The 16,961-nt window shown below is 69.6% G+C and carries 17 protein-coding genes; 10 read left to right on the plus strand and 7 right to left on the minus strand.

Annotation, left to right across the window (positions count from 1 at the left end; genetic code table 11):
• Positions 1–36: 36 nt before the first annotated feature.
• The gene (locus tag H8F25_RS07760; protein ID WP_197212980.1) at positions 37–927 is read right to left on the minus strand and encodes a cytochrome c oxidase subunit II; all 891 of its coding nucleotides are present in this window, start codon (positions 925–927) and stop codon (positions 37–39) included.
• A 173-nt stretch (positions 928–1,100) separates the two neighbouring features.
• Here H8F25_RS07760 and H8F25_RS07765 point away from each other — a divergent pair, with 173 nt between their 5' ends.
• From H8F25_RS07765 to H8F25_RS17965, 7 genes are all read left to right on the plus strand, one after another.
• On the plus strand, positions 1,101–2,075 hold the full coding sequence (locus H8F25_RS07765) for a heme A synthase (RefSeq protein ID WP_370525848.1): 975 nt from the start codon (positions 1,101–1,103) through the stop codon (positions 2,073–2,075).
• A complete protein-coding gene (locus H8F25_RS07770; RefSeq protein WP_197212981.1) occupies positions 2,068–3,087 on the plus strand; it encodes a heme o synthase in 1,020 nt (339 codons plus the stop codon). The genes H8F25_RS07765 and H8F25_RS07770 overlap by 8 nt, the downstream gene beginning before the upstream one ends.
• A 34-nt stretch (positions 3,088–3,121) precedes the next feature.
• Entirely contained in the window at positions 3,122–4,144 is a 1,023-nt protein-coding gene (locus tag H8F25_RS07775) for an ABC transporter ATP-binding protein (protein ID WP_197212982.1), read from the plus strand.
• Positions 4,145–4,406: 262 nt separating this feature from the next.
• Positions 4,407–5,273 (plus strand): ABC transporter permease, encoded by an 867-nt coding sequence (locus H8F25_RS07780; RefSeq protein WP_197212983.1) that lies wholly within the window; start codon positions 4,407–4,409, stop codon positions 5,271–5,273.
• A gap of 9 nt (positions 5,274–5,282) precedes the next feature.
• A complete protein-coding gene (locus tag H8F25_RS07785; RefSeq protein WP_197212985.1) occupies positions 5,283–6,770 on the plus strand; it encodes a hypothetical protein in 1,488 nt (495 codons plus the stop codon).
• Positions 6,771–6,783: 13 nt separating this feature from the next.
• Positions 6,784–7,497 carry an N-acetylmannosamine-6-phosphate 2-epimerase gene (locus H8F25_RS07790; protein ID WP_197212986.1) on the plus strand — a complete coding sequence of 238 codons (714 nt, stop codon included), beginning with the start codon at positions 6,784–6,786 and terminating at the stop codon, positions 7,495–7,497.
• 362 nt (positions 7,498–7,859) lie between these two features.
• The gene (locus H8F25_RS17965) at positions 7,860–7,985 is read left to right on the plus strand and encodes a hypothetical protein (protein WP_255518319.1); all 126 of its coding nucleotides are present in this window, start codon (positions 7,860–7,862) and stop codon (positions 7,983–7,985) included.
• A gap of 45 nt (positions 7,986–8,030) precedes the next feature.
• On the opposite strand, the gene groL is transcribed toward H8F25_RS17965, so the two are convergent.
• A complete protein-coding gene (groL, locus tag H8F25_RS07800; RefSeq protein WP_197212988.1) occupies positions 8,031–9,698 on the minus strand; it encodes a chaperonin GroEL in 1,668 nt (555 codons plus the stop codon).
• Positions 9,699–9,848: 150 nt separating this feature from the next.
• Here groL and H8F25_RS07805 point away from each other — a divergent pair, with 150 nt between their 5' ends.
• Entirely contained in the window at positions 9,849–10,100 is a 252-nt protein-coding gene (locus H8F25_RS07805) for a hypothetical protein (RefSeq protein ID WP_197214090.1), read from the plus strand.
• A gap of 27 nt (positions 10,101–10,127) precedes the next feature.
• Here H8F25_RS07805 and fabG read toward each other — a convergent pair whose 3' ends face one another.
• The 3 genes from fabG to H8F25_RS07820 all read right to left on the minus strand — a co-directional run bounded on the left by fabG (position 10,128) and on the right by H8F25_RS07820 (position 13,019).
• Positions 10,128–10,898, minus strand: a complete 771-nt coding sequence (fabG, locus tag H8F25_RS07810) for a 3-oxoacyl-[acyl-carrier-protein] reductase (RefSeq protein WP_197212990.1) — start codon at positions 10,896–10,898, stop codon at positions 10,128–10,130.
• 75 nt (positions 10,899–10,973) lie between these two features.
• On the minus strand, positions 10,974–12,104 hold the full coding sequence (locus H8F25_RS07815) for a potassium channel protein (RefSeq protein WP_197212992.1): 1,131 nt from the start codon (positions 12,102–12,104) through the stop codon (positions 10,974–10,976).
• A 72-nt stretch (positions 12,105–12,176) separates the two neighbouring features.
• On the minus strand, positions 12,177–13,019 hold the full coding sequence (locus H8F25_RS07820; RefSeq protein ID WP_197212993.1) for a glycosyltransferase family 9 protein: 843 nt from the start codon (positions 13,017–13,019) through the stop codon (positions 12,177–12,179).
• Positions 13,020–13,096: 77 nt separating this feature from the next.
• On the opposite strand from H8F25_RS07820, the gene ispD reads away from it, so the two are divergent.
• Together ispD and H8F25_RS07830 are read left to right on the plus strand one after the other, a co-directional pair.
• On the plus strand, positions 13,097–13,795 hold the full coding sequence (gene ispD / locus H8F25_RS07825) for a 2-C-methyl-D-erythritol 4-phosphate cytidylyltransferase (RefSeq protein ID WP_197212995.1): 699 nt from the start codon (positions 13,097–13,099) through the stop codon (positions 13,793–13,795).
• A 57-nt stretch (positions 13,796–13,852) separates the two neighbouring features.
• Positions 13,853–14,920 carry a hypothetical protein gene (locus tag H8F25_RS07830; RefSeq protein WP_197212997.1) on the plus strand — a complete coding sequence of 356 codons (1,068 nt, stop codon included), beginning with the start codon at positions 13,853–13,855 and terminating at the stop codon, positions 14,918–14,920.
• Between the two features lie 110 nt (positions 14,921–15,030).
• Here H8F25_RS07830 and H8F25_RS07835 read toward each other — a convergent pair whose 3' ends face one another.
• Positions 15,031–15,942, minus strand: a complete 912-nt coding sequence (locus H8F25_RS07835) for an LD-carboxypeptidase (RefSeq protein WP_231597260.1) — start codon at positions 15,940–15,942, stop codon at positions 15,031–15,033.
• The gene (locus tag H8F25_RS07840) at positions 15,939–16,847 is read right to left on the minus strand and encodes a 4-hydroxybenzoate polyprenyltransferase (protein WP_197212998.1); all 909 of its coding nucleotides are present in this window, start codon (positions 16,845–16,847) and stop codon (positions 15,939–15,941) included. Before H8F25_RS07840 ends, H8F25_RS07835 begins: the two co-directional genes overlap by 4 nt.
• Positions 16,848–16,961: the final 114 nt, after the last annotated feature.

Genomic DNA, 16,961 nt, shown 5'->3' on the forward strand with positions numbered 1-16,961 from the left:
GACAGGGAAGGATTCGGGAGAGCTGCCCGGGCGGGCTCAGGCCACGGGAGCGATGGGCGCAGCGCTGGCCACGGTCGCCGGTGGCGGGGGGGCCGGGGCGTTGCGCTGCACCCAGGCATCGAACTCATCGGGCTCATGCACCACAACGGTGGAGCGCATCCCTCCGTGATAAGGGCCGCACAGCTCTGCGCAGACGATCGGATAGCTGCCGGGCTTGGTGGGCGTGAAGGTGAGCACGGTGGTCTGGCCGGGGATCACGTCCTGCTTGAGCCGGAACTGGGGCACCCAGAAGGCATGAATCACATCCTTGGCCTCCATGCGCAACTCCACGGGCCTGTCACTGGGGACGTGAAGTTCACCGCTGATGATGTCCGAACCGGGATAGTGGAACAGGAAGGCGAACTGCATGGCGGTGACGTCGACAGGCAGCGCCACCTCACCCGGATCCAGCAGTCCGATCCCGCCCCAGACGCGGGGCTCTTCCCCACCCTCGGACGCGGAGACGGAGGCCTGCTGAGCGGCCATCGCCTGCACCTGATGAGCCATGTGGGCGGAGTGATCATTGAGGGGAGCCATCCCCCCCATGCGCTCATAGATGTCGTAGCTGTAGATACCGACGAACAGCACAACGATGGCCGGGATGGCCGTCCAGACGATTTCCAGGGGCAGATTGCCCTCGATCGGCAGGCCGTCACCGTCATCGCCCTGCCGACGACGGAAACGGATCAGGCTGAACACCACCAGCCCGACAATGCCGATGAAGAGGATGGTGCCGATGACGAACAGCACCCGGAACAGATCGTCGTAGACAGGGGCGTTGCTGCTGGCATCCAGTGGCAGCAGATTCACGTTCTGCCCCACCCAGAAACCGATCAGCACCAGGGCCATCCCCAGCAGCAGGGTGATCAGGGAGGAGGGGATCGCCATCAGGAAAGCGTCGACCGACCTAAAGGGTATGGGGGTGGACGCGGCGGCGAGAGCGGCTGCCAGCCCATGCGGACAAACGGCGGGAAATGTAACAATCAGCTCCTGAGATGTGCGGGATCGCCCATCAGCACAAACTCGCTACCTTGTGACCCCGTTCGGTTGAGGCGTCACCAGTGGACTTCGCACCGGCAGGCACGTCTCAGGCGCATGTCACAGCGCCTCCCACCGGGGACAGCCTGACCGCGGCCCCGGCCGGAGTCCGCCGGGCGCTGACCCTGCTCAGCTCCCATCTGGTCGTCGCCGTGGTGGCGCTTGTGGTCATCGGCGGAGCCACCCGGGTGATGGAGGCGGGCCTGGCCTGCCCTGACTGGCCCCTCTGCTATGGGGCCCTGCTGCCAGGCCGCCAGATGAACCTGCAGGTCTTCCTCGAGTGGTTCCACCGGCTCGACGCCTTTCTCGTGGGGCTGGCACTGATCGCTCTCCTGGCCGTCAGCCTGCGCTGGGCCGCCGTTCTGCCCCGGTGGCTGCCCTGGCTCAGTGGCCTGGCTCTCCTGCTGGTGGCCGCTCAGGGTGCCCTGGGCGCCCTGACTGTGATCCAGCTGCTGGCGGCCGGCACCGTCACCGCCCATCTGGCCACGGCGCTGCTGCTTCTGCTGGTGCTCAGCAGCCTGCATCAGCTGCTGACAGCACCGGTTGCGGCTGTCAGACCACCGCTGTGGTGGGCTCTGCTGTGTGGGCTCGCAACCCTGTTGCTGCTCGGCCAGTGCGTGCTGGGAGCCTCGATGGCCAGCCAATGGGCCGCTGATCTGTGCCTGCAGGCCGGCGAAGGCTGCCGTTGGCTGCTGGCCCATCGGCTCGGCGCCTATCCCGCCGCCCTCGCGATTCTCACCCTCGCGGTGGGCTCGCTGTTCACCGGACCGGCTGCACCAGGCCCTCGCCCCCTGGCGCTGACCTCGGGCCTGCTGGTCATGGCCCAGGTCGTGCTCGGTGTCCAGACCCTGCGCCTGCAGCTGCAGGTTCCGGCCGTGACGATCGCCCATCAGCTGCTGGCGGGGCTTCTGGTGGCCCTGCTCGGCGCCCTGCTGGGGCGCTGCCTGCTGGGGCTCGCCCCGCTGCGTCAACCCACCCTGGAGGCTGTCCATGGTTAGCGCCACCGCCCTCAGTCCCGACCGCGATCAACCCATTTCCCCGCCTGCAGCCGGCTCCGCTGCCGGCTCGATCCGCCCCTCCGTGCGCCTGCCTGCCTGGCTCGAGGTGGCGAAACCCCGGCTGATCCCCCTGCTTCTGGCCACCACCCTGGGAGGCATGGCCCTGAGCGCCGGTCCACCCCCGAGCCCCGGCACGGTCATGGCCACCCTCACCGGGGGTGCGCTGGCCGCCGCGGCAGCAGGCGTTCTCAACTGCCTCTGGGAAGAGGAGCTCGATGGCCGCATGCAGCGCACCAGCCGCCGTGCCCTGCCCTCCGGCCGCCTGGCCAGGCGTCAGGCCTTCGCGCTGGCGGTGCTGCTGACCCTGGCGGCCACCTCCCTGCTGGTGCTGGTGGTGAATCCGCTGGCCGCCTCCCTCTCCCTGCTGGGCCTGTGCAGCTACGTGCTGCTGTACACCGCCCTGCTCAAGCCCCGCACGCCGCAGAACATTGTCATCGGCGGGGTGGCCGGCGCCATCCCCCCCCTGGTGGGTGCAGCGGCGGTCAGCGGCGTCCTGGGCTGGTCGGCCTGGTGGCTGTTCGCCCTGGTCATGGTCTGGACGCCACCCCACTTCTGGTCCCTGGCGCTGCTGCTGCGCGAGGACTACCGCTCGGTGGGCATCCCGATGCTGCCGGTGGTGCACGGCGTGCCGCTCACCGTGCGTGAGATCCAGCGCTACAGCTGGGTGACAGCAGGCCTCAGCCTGCTCGGGGCCATGGCCCTGCCGGCGGGAGGACTGCTCTATGCCCTGCTGGCGATCCCCTTCAATGCCCGCCTGCTGCAGCTGAGCGGCCGCCTGGCCGACGATCCCCACGACAACCGCCGGGCCCGCGATCTGTTCCGCTGGTCGATTCTCTATCTCTTCGGCCTCTGCCTGCTGCTGCTGCTGGCGCGGCTGCCCCAGGCCCAGGAGCTGGGCCTGTCCTTGCTGACCTCAAACTGGCCCCCGCTCCCGGCCGGCATCGCTGCCTAGATTGCGGCCCCCGCCGCTCAGGAGAACTCCCGGCTTGATCGAGCTGCAGCACCTCAGCAAGCGTTACGGCGGGCGCAAGAGCCAACCGGTCCAGGCCCTCGACGACCTGTCCCTCAGCGTTCCCGCCGGCTGTCTCTACGGCCTTCTCGGTCCCAACGGTGCCGGCAAGACGACCGCCCTGCGCATCCTCTGCACCCTGCTGGCACCCGATGCCGGCTCGGTGCGGGTGGCGGGGCTCGATGCCCTGGACGCCCCCCGCGGCGTGCGCCGTCTGCTGGGTTATGTCGCCCAGGAGGTGGCCCTCGACAAGATTCTCACGGGCCGGGAACTGCTCTCCCTCCAGGGCGATCTGTATCACCTGCGCCCGGCCGAGCGGGACCGCCGCATCGCCGAACTGAGTGACCTGCTGGGGATGGGCGACTGGATCGACCGCCGCTGCGGCAGCTATTCCGGTGGCATGCGCCGCCGCCTCGATCTGGCCGCAGGCCTGCTGCACCGGCCCCAGGTGCTGGTTCTCGACGAGCCCACCGTCGGCCTCGACATCGAGAGCCGTGCCGCCATCTGGCAGGTGCTCAGGCAGCTGCGCGACCAAGGCACCACGGTGCTGCTCAGCAGCCATTACCTCGAGGAGGTGGATGCCCTGGCCGACCGCCTGGCGATTCTTGAAGCCGGCCGCGTCATCGCCGAAGGCACGCCGGCGGAGCTCAAGGCCGACCTGGGTGGGGACCGCGTCACCCTGCGGGTGCGCGAGTTCAGCGATGAAGGCGAGGCCACCCAGGTGCAGAACCTGCTGCGCAGCTGTCCTGGGGTGCGCGAAGTGGTGATCAACCGTGCCCAGGGCCATTCGCTCAACCTGGTCGTGGAGAACGGCGAGGCGATCGAGACCCTGCGGCGCCAGCTGGCGGAAGCCGATCTGCCGGTGTTCTCGCTGGCCCAGAGCCGCCCCAGTCTCGATGACGTCTACCTGCGGGCCACCGGCCGCACGCTGATGGATGCCGAGCTGTCGGTGGCCGGCCTGCGCGACCCGAAGACCGAACGCAAACAGACCATGCGCTGAGACAGCCTGCCGAGACACCACCGAGACGGTTCTGAGACAGCTGACTGGACGGGGCCTGCCGGTGTGAACAGCGCGGCGTGACCGGTCAGAAGCAGGGCAGCCCCAGGCCAGGGGCTGTCCCCGGGCCTCCCGGAAGGCCACCGCCCACGCCCAGAATCGGAGCCACCCCGTGCAGCGTCCCCAGCAGCCCGGCCGAACCGGTCCCTCCACAGGACGGCTCCGGCCCTGAACGCCTGCCTTTCGCCAGATCCGATCGCCTGCCATGACGAGCGCCTCCCCCAGCCTTGCCCCCCTGTCGGACGCCGCAGAGCTGCCGCAGTCGGCCTTCGCGGAGATCAGCCAGGAAACGCTGGCACTGACGCGCAGGCTCTTCGTCCAGCTCGCACGGCGACCCTCGACCCTGGTGGCCGGCGTGCTGCAGCCGCTGATCTGGCTGATCCTGTTCGGCGCCCTGTTCGCCAACGCCCCGGCCGGTCTGCTGCCCGGCGGCATGAGCTATGGACGCTTCCTCGGGGCCGGCGTGATCGTGTTCACCGCCTTCAGCGGCGCCCTCAACGCCGGCCTGCCGCTGATGTTCGATCGGGAATTCGGCTTCCTCAACCGGCTGCTGGTGGCGCCCCTGCGCGCCCGCAGCTCGATCGTTCTGGCCTCGGTGCTCTACATCACCAGCCTCAGCCTGGTGCAGAGCCTGGCGATCCTGCTCACCGCCGCCGCCCTCGGCTACGGCTGGCCAGGGGCCGCCGGGCTGGTGCTCGTTCTGGTCACCCTGCTGCTGCTGGTGTTCGCCGTCACCGCCCTGAGCCTCGGTCTGGCCTTCGCCCTTCCGGGTCATATCGAACTGATCGCGGTGATCTTCGTGGCGAACCTGCCCCTGCTGTTCGCCAGCACCGCCCTGGCGCCGATTTCCTTCATGCCCCCCTGGTTGGGCTGGCTCGCGGCCCTGAATCCCCTTACCTTCGCGATCGAACCCATCCGCGCCGCCTACAGCGGTCCGTTCCACCTCAGCGATGTGGTGCTGAACGCCCCGTACGGCGACCTCACGGCCGCCACCTGCCTCGGCATCCTGGCGTTGCTGGCCATGGGCCTGTTCCTCGCGATCCGCCCCCTGCTGGACCGCAAACTCTCCTGAGCCGACACCGTGCCCCAGCCCCCCCTGCCCGCTCCGCTCGCCCCTCGCCCCGAGCCGGGCGCCCTTCTTCTCGAAGCGGTGCGGCAGCGGCACTCCCAGTGCTGCCTGCAGCTGGCCCAGCAATGGGTGCACCGTCGCAGCGTCGGTGACCTACGGCGGTTCTGCAGCACCGAGCTGGTCGGCAGCCTCGACGTTGAAGCGTCCACCTGGCTTCAGAACCTGCTGGCCCTCGAGGGGCCCGGTGACACTCTCCCTGCCACCGCCTCCACTGCGACGTGCGCAGCAGAAGCCGGCTCCATCAACCTGGCGGACGCCGCGGCCGCAGGGAACGCGAGCCTCGTGATGACTGACGCTGCACCGGAGGGCGAGACCACAGCCGCGGTCCTGACAGCCTCCAGCATCGGCGGGGTGCCCCCGGTCGACGCCTCCGAGCTGCTTTCCTCGCCGCTGACCGCCTCGGAGTCCTCATTCCTGCAGGAATCGCCGGCCCAGGAGCAGGAGCTGCAGACCCGGGCCGTGGCAGCGGTGGATGAGGCCTTCGCGGCGCTGGCTGAGTCCTTCGAGAAACCGGAGCAGATCAGCGCGCCGGCACCACTGCCGATCACCGACGCGTCATCGTCGGCAGCGTCCGGCGTTCCGGAGCCACTGCCGGTCCGCGGCGGCCTGTGGCCCAGCCTGCGGACCACCGCAGCCAGCCTCAGCTCGGCCTTCAGCCCGGCCGGCGCCGACGGCGGGAGCAGCCATGCCGCCGACGCACAAAGCGACCCGATCCCCACACCACGGGGCGAACAGGCCCCGATCCTCGAGACACACCTCTGCGAAGCGGAGGCGGTGGCAGTGGCGGTGGCGGCGCCGGGCCTGACCATGCAGGACGACCCGACCATCCCGGAGCTGCACCCAACCCTGCCCAGCAGCGGCGAGGACGGGGCAGCGGCAGACCCAGCGACCACGAAGCCGGGTGAGACCAGCAGCACCCCGGCGGCGGCTGCCGGTGAGAACGCCACCGAAACCACGAGCCAGGACGGCCTCCTCCAGCGTCTGCGGGGACGGATCGAGACAGGCCGCCTGCCGCGGCTGTCCCGCCTGCGCGCTGTGATGCGTGACTGCGTCGAAGAGACGGTGGCACTGCTGCGCACCCCTGAGGCGGAACACCACGAGGAGAACGGCGGCTTCGCGACCAACCAGTCCCTGGAGGCGGCCCCACCGACCCAGGCAGCACCCGACTTCTCCTGGACCCTCGATCCGTTGCCCTCCCCCGCAACCGGCCCCGCCACCAGCAGCAGCCCCTCCGTCCCAGCCGCCACGGGTCAGGCCACCACAGCCGATGCGGCCAGCGGCGCTCCTTCGCCTTCCCGGCAGGCCCCATCCTCCCGACTGCGGTTCGGACTCCCTCCTGCCAAACCGGCCGTCGGCGATCGGCCCGCACCGACCCCTGCCGCCCTTTCGGACCTGCGGGCCTGGCTTCCGGACTCGGGCGATCTGCCCCGGGCCTCCTGAGCGGACCTCAGCGATGCCGACACACTCCACCCGGCTCAGCCGTGAGCAGCTCAGGGGCGGCCTCATCGTCTCGGTCCAGGCCCCGGAGGGTTCGCCGATGCGCGATCCCGAGGTCATCGCCGCCATGGCCCAGGCCAGCCTGAACAACGGCGCCGCCGGAGTGCGCCTGGAAAGCCCCGAACACATCGCGGCGGTCCGACGCCGCTGCCCGGAGGCCCTGATCGTGGGGCTGTGGAAGCGCACCTATCCCGAGAGTTCCGTCTACATCACCCCCGGCTGGGATGAGATCCAGGCCGTGTGGTCAGCGGGGGCCGATGTGGTGGCCCTGGATGCCACCGAGCGCCCGAGGCCGAACGGTGAGACGCTGGCGGATCTGATCGGACGGGCCCGGGGAGAGCTCGGGGCGGTGCTCATGGCCGACGTGGCCAGCGTCGCGCAGGGCCTCCAGGCAGCCGAATGGGGCTGCGACTGGGTCGGCACCACCCTGTTCGGCTACACCGAATCCACCCGCACGCTCCGACCGCCGGCCTGGGAGCTGCTGCAGCCGTTGCGCCAGAATCTTCCCGGGGCGGTGACCCTGATCTGTGAAGGGGGGATCGCCTCGGCCCAGGACGCCCGACGCGCCCTTGAGAGCGGCGCCGATGCTGTGGTGGTGGGCACGGCGATCACCGGAGTGGATCTGCAGGTGGCTGCCTATCGGAGCGCGATGGACGTTGCGGGGGCCTGAGCGGCGCCACTCCTGGAAATTTTGTTTGCGGCCGCCGATCAGCCCGGCACAGGCGTGCAACATAAGACCAGCGATGCAGCAAGGCCATGCGGTGCGGTTTGACCTCTGTCACACCAGCCTCCCGGCCCCATCCAGTGCCGCCGCTGTCGCCTCAGGCCGGTGTCCGGTCAGGAACGGCGGCGCCAGCGGCAGGCATCCCCGTCCCTGCACCCTCGACGGGCCGACTCCCGAATCCCGCCATCAGGGGTTCCGCCAGGCCGTCCTCCCGACTTGTCCAGCTTCGTGACTGGTTTCAGGGTCGGCGCAATGCCCTGACGGGGGGTGGGGTGCTGCTCTTCAGCCTGTCGCTGTTCGGGATGCCGATGAGCGGCCTGCACCTGTCCCAGATGCAGGCCCTCAATCGTGAGCTGGGAAAGCTCTGCAGCGATCCCCCCCGTCAGGCCCTGAACGTCTGCCGATTGCACGCCCAGCTGGTGCGCAGCCTCTGAGTCGCAGAGCGACATCCCGAGGTTGTGAGCGCGGGGAGGAAGGGATCACATCATGCCGGGCATGCCCATGCCACCCATGCCACCCATGCCTCCCATTCCACCCATCCCTCCCATGCCGCCATCGGGGGCTGCTGGTGCCGCCGGCTCGGGATTGTCAGCGATGACGCACTCCGTGGTGATCAGCAGCGACGCGATCGAGACCGCATCCTGGAGACCGAGGCGCACCACCTTGGCGGCATCGACGATCCCTGCGGCGAGAAGATCCTCGCAACGGCCGCTGAGGGCGTTGAAGCCCTGACCGCTCTGACGGATCTGCTCGACGACGACATCCCCGTTGGCGCCGCTGTTGTGGGCGATCTGCCGGACCGGGGCGCTGAGGGCGCGCTGAACGATCTCAACACCGGTGCGCTGGTCACCGTGCAGCTCCTGGGCGAGGGAGCCCAGCCCATCGGCCAGCTGCAGCAGGGTGGTGCCGCCACCGGCGACGATGCCCTCCTCGACGGCGGCCCGTGTGGCGTTGAGGGCGTCCTCGATACGCAGTTTGCGGTTGCGGAGCTCGGTCTCGGTGGGGGCCCCCACCTTGATCACCGCCACACCGCCGGCCAGCTTGGCGATGCGCTCGCTGAGTTTTTCGCGGTCGTAGTCCGAGTCGGTGTTGTCGCGTTCGCGCTTGATCGAGGCCACCCGGTCGGCGACGGCGGCGCGGCGGCTGTCATCGGCGACGATTGTGGTCTCGTCCTTGCTGATCGTGATCCGGTGGGCGCTGCCGAGGTCGGCCAGGGTGGCCTTCTCCAGGGTGAGAGCGCGATCCTCGGCGATCACCTGGGCACCGGTGAGCACGGCGATGTCCTCAAGCATCGCCTTGCGGCGGTCGCCGAAGCCCGGGGCACGGACGGCGGCCACCTGGAGCACGCCGCGGGTCTTGTTGACCACCAGGGTGGCCAGGGCCTCACCCTCGATCTCCTCGGCGAGGATCACCAGCGGCCGGCCGCTGCGCGAGACCGCCTCCAGCACCGGCACCAGATCGGCCACAACACTGATCTTGCGGTCGGTGATCAGCAGCAGCGGGTTGTCGAACACGCACTCGCGCCGCTCCTGGTCGGTGACGAAATAGGGGGATGCGTAGCCACGATCGAAGGCCATCCCCTCGGTGATCTCCAGCTCGGTCGCCAGCGAGTTGGACTCCTCCACGGTGATCACGCCATCGGCGCTCACCTTCTCCATGGCGGCGGCGATCATGCGGCCCACCTCCTCGTCGTTGCCGGAACTGACGGTGGCCACCTGCCGGATCGCGTCACCGGCGACGCTGACGGAATGCTCGGCGATGCCCGCCACGACGCGGGCGGCCGCCCGCTCCATGCCGCGGCGCAGCTCGACGGGATTGGCGCCGGCTGCCACATTGCGCAGGCCCTCCTGCACCATCGCCTGAGCCAGAACCGTGGCGGTGGTGGTGCCGTCACCGGCGCTGTCCTTGGTCTTGGAGGCCACCTGCTGGATCAGCTTGGCTCCGAGGTTCTCGAAGGGATCCTCCAGCTCGATCTCGCGGGCGATGGTGACGCCGTCGTTGACGATGTCGGGGGCGCCGTACTTCTTCTCGAGCACCACGTTGCGGCCGCGCGGGCCGATCGTCACCTTGACCGCCTCGGCCAGGGCATTGACGCCCTTCTCAAGGGCATCGCGCGAGTGATCGGAGAAGCGGATCAGCTTGGCCATCGGGGCGAAGGCGACAGAACGAGGATCGGGGCACCCTCCCACAGCGGCCCGGTGAGCGTCATCCGCGAGCCGGTGGGGAAAGCCGAATGGCCGGCCACGGCACGCCCATCGACGGCTGCGCACGGCGGAGCGGCTCGATAGGGTCCGCCCATGGACGACCTCCTGCAACAGACCCTCGACACGGCCGCGGCCAGTGCCGCCGCGGAGGCGGGCCTGGGACCGGCCACCTCCGCCAACGGCATGGTGTTCCTGCTGATCGCCTGCCTCGGCCTGGCGATGGCACTGGTGTACGTGCCGATCCGTGTGTTCCTGACGATCACCGAACGCAGCCGCAGGCTCCGCCTGCTGCAGCAGATCCGCCGCACCCGTGAAGCGCTGACAGCGCCTCTGATCAACGAGTGAGGTGAGGCCCGCGACGATGGGCAGTCCTCAGCGCATCACCATGCCGCCATCCACCTGCAGCACCTGCCCGGTGATGTAGGCCGCCGCGGGATCGGCCGCCAGGAAACGCACGGCGCCCGCCACCTCAGCGGCGCTGCCCATTCTCCCAAGGGGAATCGCGGCGAGGATCGGCTCCTTGTCGAGCTCGGCGGTCATGTCGCTCTCGATGAAGCCGGGAGCCACCGCGTTGACGGTGACACCGCGGGAGGCGAACTCGGCGGCATTGCTGCGGGTGAGTCCCAGCAGGCCCGCCTTGGCGGCGCTGTAGTTCGCCTGGCCGGCATTGCCCATCAGGGCCACCACCGATGTGATGTTGATGATGCGGCCGCTGCGCGCCTTGAGCATCGGCTTGCTGACGGCCCGGGTGCACAGGAAGACGCCGGTGAGATTGAGATCGATGACGCTCTGCCAGTCGGCGGTCTTCATCCGCATCAGCAGGCCATCGCGAGTGATGCCGGCGTTGTTGACCAGCACATCGATCCGGCCTTCCCGCTCGAGCACCGCCCTGACCATCGCCTCGACCTGGACCTCATCGGCCACATCGGCGCGATGGCTCCAGGCCTGGCCGCCGGCGGCCTCGATCGCGGCGACCACCTCGGAGGCCGCCTGCTCGGAGCTGGCGTAGTTCACCACCACCGTGAATCCAGCCGCCGCCAGGGCTTCGGCGATGGCCCGGCCGATGCCGCGGCCGGCCCCTGTGACCAGGGCCACCTTGCCCTGGGCGCTGGAGTGGGACGCATCGGAGGGCGGGGGGGGCATCGTCACAAGCCTCTGGGGAGGGACCGGGGAGGTCCGGCGGCGGTGATCGTATGGCGGCGCCGGAATGCCCCCGCCTCAGGCCAGCATCGGCTTCTCCTCCACCACCGCCGGACCGAGCAGGGCGCGGAAGCGGGCCAGTTGTTCCTTGCTGCCGAGCACCACCATCAGCTGGCCCGGCATCACCCTGACGTCACCGCCGGGATTGGCGATCAGTTCGGGGCCCGTCTTGACATAGCTGCTGCCCCGATAGGAATAGGGATTGGCCGGGGCCGGCTCCGGATTGCGGACCGCCAGCACCAGGGCACCGGTGTGGCGCTTGAGATGCAGCTCCTGCAGGGTGCGTCCATTGATCGCCCCCAGCCTGGCGGGATCTTCGCTGAGCTGGAACTCCTCCACCTCACAGTCGGAGCCGGCCAGCAGATCCATGAAATCCACCGACAGGGGCCTCAGAGCGGTGGCGGCCATGGTGCGCCCTCCGGCCACATAGGGGCTGATCACCCTGTCGGCACCGGCCTGACGCAGCTTGCGCTCCGCCTCCTCACTGTCCGAGCGGGCGATCAGGCGGATGGCAGGGGCAATCGAGCGGGCGCTGAGCACCACGTAGAGGTTGGAGGCGTCGTTGGGGAGGGCCGCCACCAGGCTGCGACAACGCAGGATGCCGGCCTCCAGCAGGGTCTCATCGAGGGTGGCGTCCGCCATCAGCACCGGCAGGCCCTTCTCCTCGGCGGCATCCCGCCGCTCCGGATCCATCTCCACGATCAGCAGCGGCACACCCTCGCGGGTCAGCTGGCTGGCGATCTCACGGCCGATGCGGCCGTAGCCGCAGAGAATCACATGGTCCTGCATCGTGCGTAACCAGTCGAGAAAACGGCGCTGACGGAGCCGCCGGAAATAGCCCGTCTCCGAAAGTCCCAGCAGGCTCTGAATCGTGAGCTGCACCACGAACAGACCACCCACCACCGAGAACACGGTCACCCAGCGGCCGGCGTGGGTGAGCGGTTGCACCTCGCCATACCCGATGGTGGGGATGGTGATCGCCACCATCCAGTAGCAGTCCCCCCAGTCCCAGCCTTCGGTGATCCGGTAGCCGAGAGCGCTGAGGTTCACCACCAGGGCCAGGGCCGCCAGCGGCATCAGCCATGGGCGGCGGGAGCGGCTGGTCGGCGGGGGCCTGCGGGGGTTCCAGCGGCGCGTCAACCGCGTCATCGAACTCCCCGGATGCGCAGATGGCAGGCCTCCCCAGGGGGGGGAGGAAGCCGCCGCCACCGGCGCGACCGCTCAGGCCAGGCCGAGGGCGGCGAGAACGTCGTCGCTGCTGAGGGCACCCAGGCCACTGCGGGATGTGAGTCCTTTTACTCCGTCCCGACGCGGGAGGCTGTCGTCCTCGCGGCCCAGGGCCACCAGCGGCACACCACAGAGGAGGGCCAGCTCCTCGCTGAGCGGATCGCTGGCGAGCACCACATCGCTGGCCGCCACCAGGGCGGCACGGCGCAGGGCCGTGGCGGCCGTCGCCGGCGGCAGCTCCAGGCTGCGCAGCCCCGGCAGGGTGGAGCGGATGCGCTGCGGGAGCCGCTGCCATTGCTCCGCCGGCCAGTCGCCGGGCACGCCGGCGGGGGCGAGCAACAGCATCGGCCCGTCGCCGGCGGGCAGGCTGGCCTGGGCCTCACGCAACAGTTCCGGGGGCAGCGCGAGGCGAAAGGCGTCGGCCGCCAGGGTCACGCCGATCGGCTGCAGATAGGCCTGCAGGGCCTGGGCCGGCCATCCCGCGTCGGTCGGAGCCACCCTGCTGGTGGCGGAGAAGCCAGCGGCGGCGATGCGGGTGGGGATATGGCTCATCGAGAGCATCAGATCCACCTGGCGGCCACGGGCCAGATTGATGCAGACCTGAAAATCGGGCTCCCGGACCGAGCCCAGCAGGTTGGCCCAGTCGGCCAGGCTGGCGTTGCGGAAGTCGAAGGGAATGGTCTTCTCGACAGCGGGAAGCAGCTTCCACAGCGGCGCCAGCGCCGGCGCACAGGCCACCTGCAGCGCGAAGCCGAGCTGGCTGGCCACCGCCGCGGCCGCGGGCAGGGCCTGCACCTGACTGAGCTCATCTCCCGGGATCAGAAAGAGCGCACGCATGCCGGGAGGGAGTGTCTTTTGCCTGGGCTGATTGTATGGAAGGGTTCTGAAGGCTCCCCCGCAGGAGAACGCGAGTTGTGCATCTGCTGATCGTCGCCGCCGGCAGCGGCCGCCGCATGGGTGCGGCCGCCAACAAGCTGCTGCTGCCGCTGCTGGGCCGCCCCGTGCTGGCCTGGACCCTGGAAGCCGCCCTGGCCAGCGAGGCGATCCGCTGGATCGGCATCGTCGGCCAGCCCGTGGATGAACAGGCGGTGGCGGCGATCGTGGCGGCCTCCGGTGCCGACAGGCCTGTGCAGTGGATCCTCGGCGGAGAAACGCGCCAGGAGTCGGTGCGCCGCGGTCTGGCAGCCCTGCCGGCACAGGCCGCTGGGGTGCTGATCCACGACGGCGCACGCTGCCTGGTGGAACCCTCTCTGTTCGCGCGCTGCGCCGAGGCGGTGGCCCGGGGCGAGTCGGTGATCGCCGCCACCCCTGTGACCGACACGATCAAGCAGGTGGATGCTGACGGCAGGATCCACGCCACGCCGGATCGCCAGGGTCTGTGGGCGGCACAGACCCCCCAGGGCTTTCCGGTCGAGGCTCTCGTCGACGCCCATGCCCGGGCCGAAGCCGAAGGCTGGAGCGTCACCGACGACGCCTCCCTGTTCGAGCGGCTGGGGCTGCCGGTGCGGGTGCTGGAGGCGCCGCCGTCCAACATCAAGCTCACGACACCGATCGACCTGACCCTCGCCGAGGCGGTGCTGACGGTCCGAAACGAGATCACAGCAAGAGACTGAGAAGCTCATGCCAATACAAGCACTGGCACAGAAGCGAGGCCGACCGATGCTGGCTCGGTGATATTACACTTCAAAATAAAGCTGCTAATGATTAGCTCACTTCCAAATCACTTCCGTCGCCAAGCAGGTGATAACCAGAATTTCACTTCTCTCTCCGGCCCATTCCGGATCCGCAAGAGCGCCGATCTGACCGCGCTCCTCTCTCTGCCGGTGCTTGCGGCATTTGCGCTGTTCGCCTCACCGGCCCGTGCCCTGCCAGCGGCCTCCCTGCAGCTGTTCCGCCTTGACGGCCAGGGGATGAAACCGATGCCTGCGGTCAGCGCTCTGCTCAACGCGACGACCCAGTCCCAGCGGCCTGCCGCCGCCACGAGCGATGTGGCACCGCAAGCCTTAACCCCATCTCAGAGCCAGGGGCAGATTTTCGTTCCTGCTGAAGCAGCTGATCGGCAGCGGAGCGCAAGCAACCCATCCGTCCTGGCGGTTTCCACCCTCTCAACGACGACCCGCACAGGGGTCTCCCAAGACACAGCCCTGAGCCCCAGCAGGGCTGACGAGGGAGGTTCTTTGCAATTGATCGCCCAGGCCGACGGCAGCCTGTCCGATCCCAAGGTGCTGGAAGTCGACCAGGCTTTGAAGGTGGAAGTCAACCCTCAGGGAGGGCAACTGACCGCCAGCCTGGATCAGAACAGCCTCACCCTTCGTTTCAACAAAGCGATTCCGACAGATCTCAAGGGTCCCATCACGGTTCGCTTCATCAATTCGGATGACACTCTCGGCGAGACCCAACAGCAGATCAGTAAATACACCGTTTCGCAGGATGGTCTGGAGGTCACCCTGAGACCGGGTACCGATCTCCCAGCCGGCACCAATTTTGCCTTTCAATTCCCGAGCACCTGCGATCAGGGTCCCTGCGTCTATCCGAGCCAGCCTGTGGGCCAACCGCTCTATGTGGGCTTCAATTCGCCTCAGGTGATCGGGCCGGCAGTGCTGGCTGGGGCCGCCGCCTCCACCATCCCGACCTGGGCCGTGATCCTCGGTGTCGTCGTGGTGGGCTTCGGGGTGGCCGCCGCCAGCGGTGCCTTCAGCAGTGGCGGCGGCGGCGGCACCAATCCCAGTTCGCAATGATCGTGGGCCGGCACACCTGATCCCTTCGTTGTCAGCCCCGTTGCCATCGGGGCCATGGAGGTTCTCCACAGGAGCTGCCGATGACGATCTCGGGTGACCTCACGGCTGCATCAGCTCAGCAAGGACAGCACGCCCCGGTCTCCGTCGAGGCATGCCGGCACGGCAAGCGGCAGAGCCGCATTTCCCGGGGTATGGCCCACCGGCAGCCCCGCCACGACAGGGATACCCAGATCGCTGCTGCGTTCGCGCAGCACCTGCTCGAGGCTGAAGCGGCGTTCAGCGGGCCGATCGTCCTCCGGGTCATCACAACCGCTGAAGCTGCCGAAGGCCAGACCCGCCAGCTGCTGCAGAGCACCGCAGAGACGCCAATGGGTGAGCATGCGCTCGATCCGGTATGGAGCCTCGCCCACGTCCTCAAGCACCAGGATCGCCCCGGCCAGCGGCGGCAGATGGGGCGTTCCGAGCAGATGGGTCGCCACCGTGAGGTTGGCCACCAGCAGCGGACCCTCGGCGACTCCACCGCACCAGCTCTCGCCCTGCAGCGGCGGCAGTGGCTCGCCGAACAGCAGCGCCCGCAGCCGCTCCTGACTCCACTCCGGTTCAGCGGCCAGGGTGGTGAGCAGCGGACCGTGGACGCCGCCACCGCGGCCCTGGGCGACGCGGTCGAACAGCAGCGAGGTGACATCGGAGAAGCCCAGCAGCCAGTTCGCCTCGGCCGGCGGCCGCCGCTCCAGCAGGCGGGCCGCTCCCCAGCCGCCGCGCACGCAGGCCAGCAGGGCCGGTGGCTCCGATCCGGACGGGCTCAGATCAGCCAGTCGCTCGCGGTCTTGCCCCGCCAGATAGCCCCAGCGGCGCTCCAGCAGGGCCTCGGGGTCCCCGTCGGTCTCCAGCCCCCAGGAGCGCAGCAGCTCCAGACCCGCCAGCAGCGCCTCACCGCTCTGCAGGGCGGAGCTGGCGGCCACGAGCCCGACGCGGTCGCCGCGTCGCAGGGGGCTGGGCAGGGGCAGCAGCGGAGCGTTCACAACTGAGGGAGGATCAGGGCCAGCAGCAACAGGGCCCCCAGCCGCACCTGGTTGGCGAAGTGGCGGCCGTAGGCGCTGCGGGGCAGATCGGAACGGTGCAGCTGCCAGGCCTCCCACTGCATCGCCAGCGCGGCCAGGGCCCAGGGCAGCCAGAACGCCGGCGTGGCGACCTGGCGCAGCAGGGCCGCCCCAGCCAGGGCCGCCACCGTGACGCCATAGGAGAGCGCCACCGCCAGAGGCGCCTGGTCGCCGAGGCTCAGGGCACTGCTGCGCACGCCGACGCGCCGGTCGTCGTCCCGGTCGGCCATGGCGTAGACGGTGTCGAAGCCGAAGGTCCAGCTCAGGACCGCCAGCCAGGTGAGCGCCAGCGGCAGGCCCTGCAGGGTGCCGCTGGCCGCCGCCCAGGGGATCAGCACCGCGAACCCCCAGCAGAGGGCCAGCACCAGCTGGGGATAGGGGAACCAGCGCTTGGCCGAGGGATAGAGCAGCACCGGCGGCAGAGCCGCCACGGCCAGCGCCAGGCAGAGCCCCAGGTGGGCCGGAGGCAGCGCCAGCACCACCAGCAACGCCGCCAGCAGGCAGAGCAGCATCAGGATCCAGGCGGTGCCCACGGCCACCCGGCCATCGGCCAAGGGACGGCTGCGGGTGCGCTCCACGAGCGGATCGATGCGGCGGTCCCAGAGATCATTGGCGATGCAGCCGGCGGCGCTGACCGCCAGGCCTCCCAGCACGATCCAGCCCACGAGGGCTGCCGGCGGCGGCGACTGGGGCTGCAGCCACAGGGCCCAGCCCGCCGGGATCAGCAGGATCAGACGACCGCTGGGCTTGTGCCAGCGCACCAGTTCCAGCCAGGCGAGCGGGCCGCCCTCGCGCCTGGCCGGGCGCCCATCGCCGCTGTCCGTCATGCGCTGCTGGAGCTTCTGCGCAGGCTAGGGGCCGGCCGGACAGGCGCCGAACCCGGGCTGGGCCGGGTTCCATCGACCGGTCTGCGGGTCGGTGGGGTTGGCGCCGGCCCAGGG

The sequence above is a fragment of the Synechococcus sp. CBW1004 genome (genome assembly GCF_015840715.1).
GTDB lineage: Bacteria > Cyanobacteriota > Cyanobacteriia > PCC-6307 > Cyanobiaceae > Cyanobium.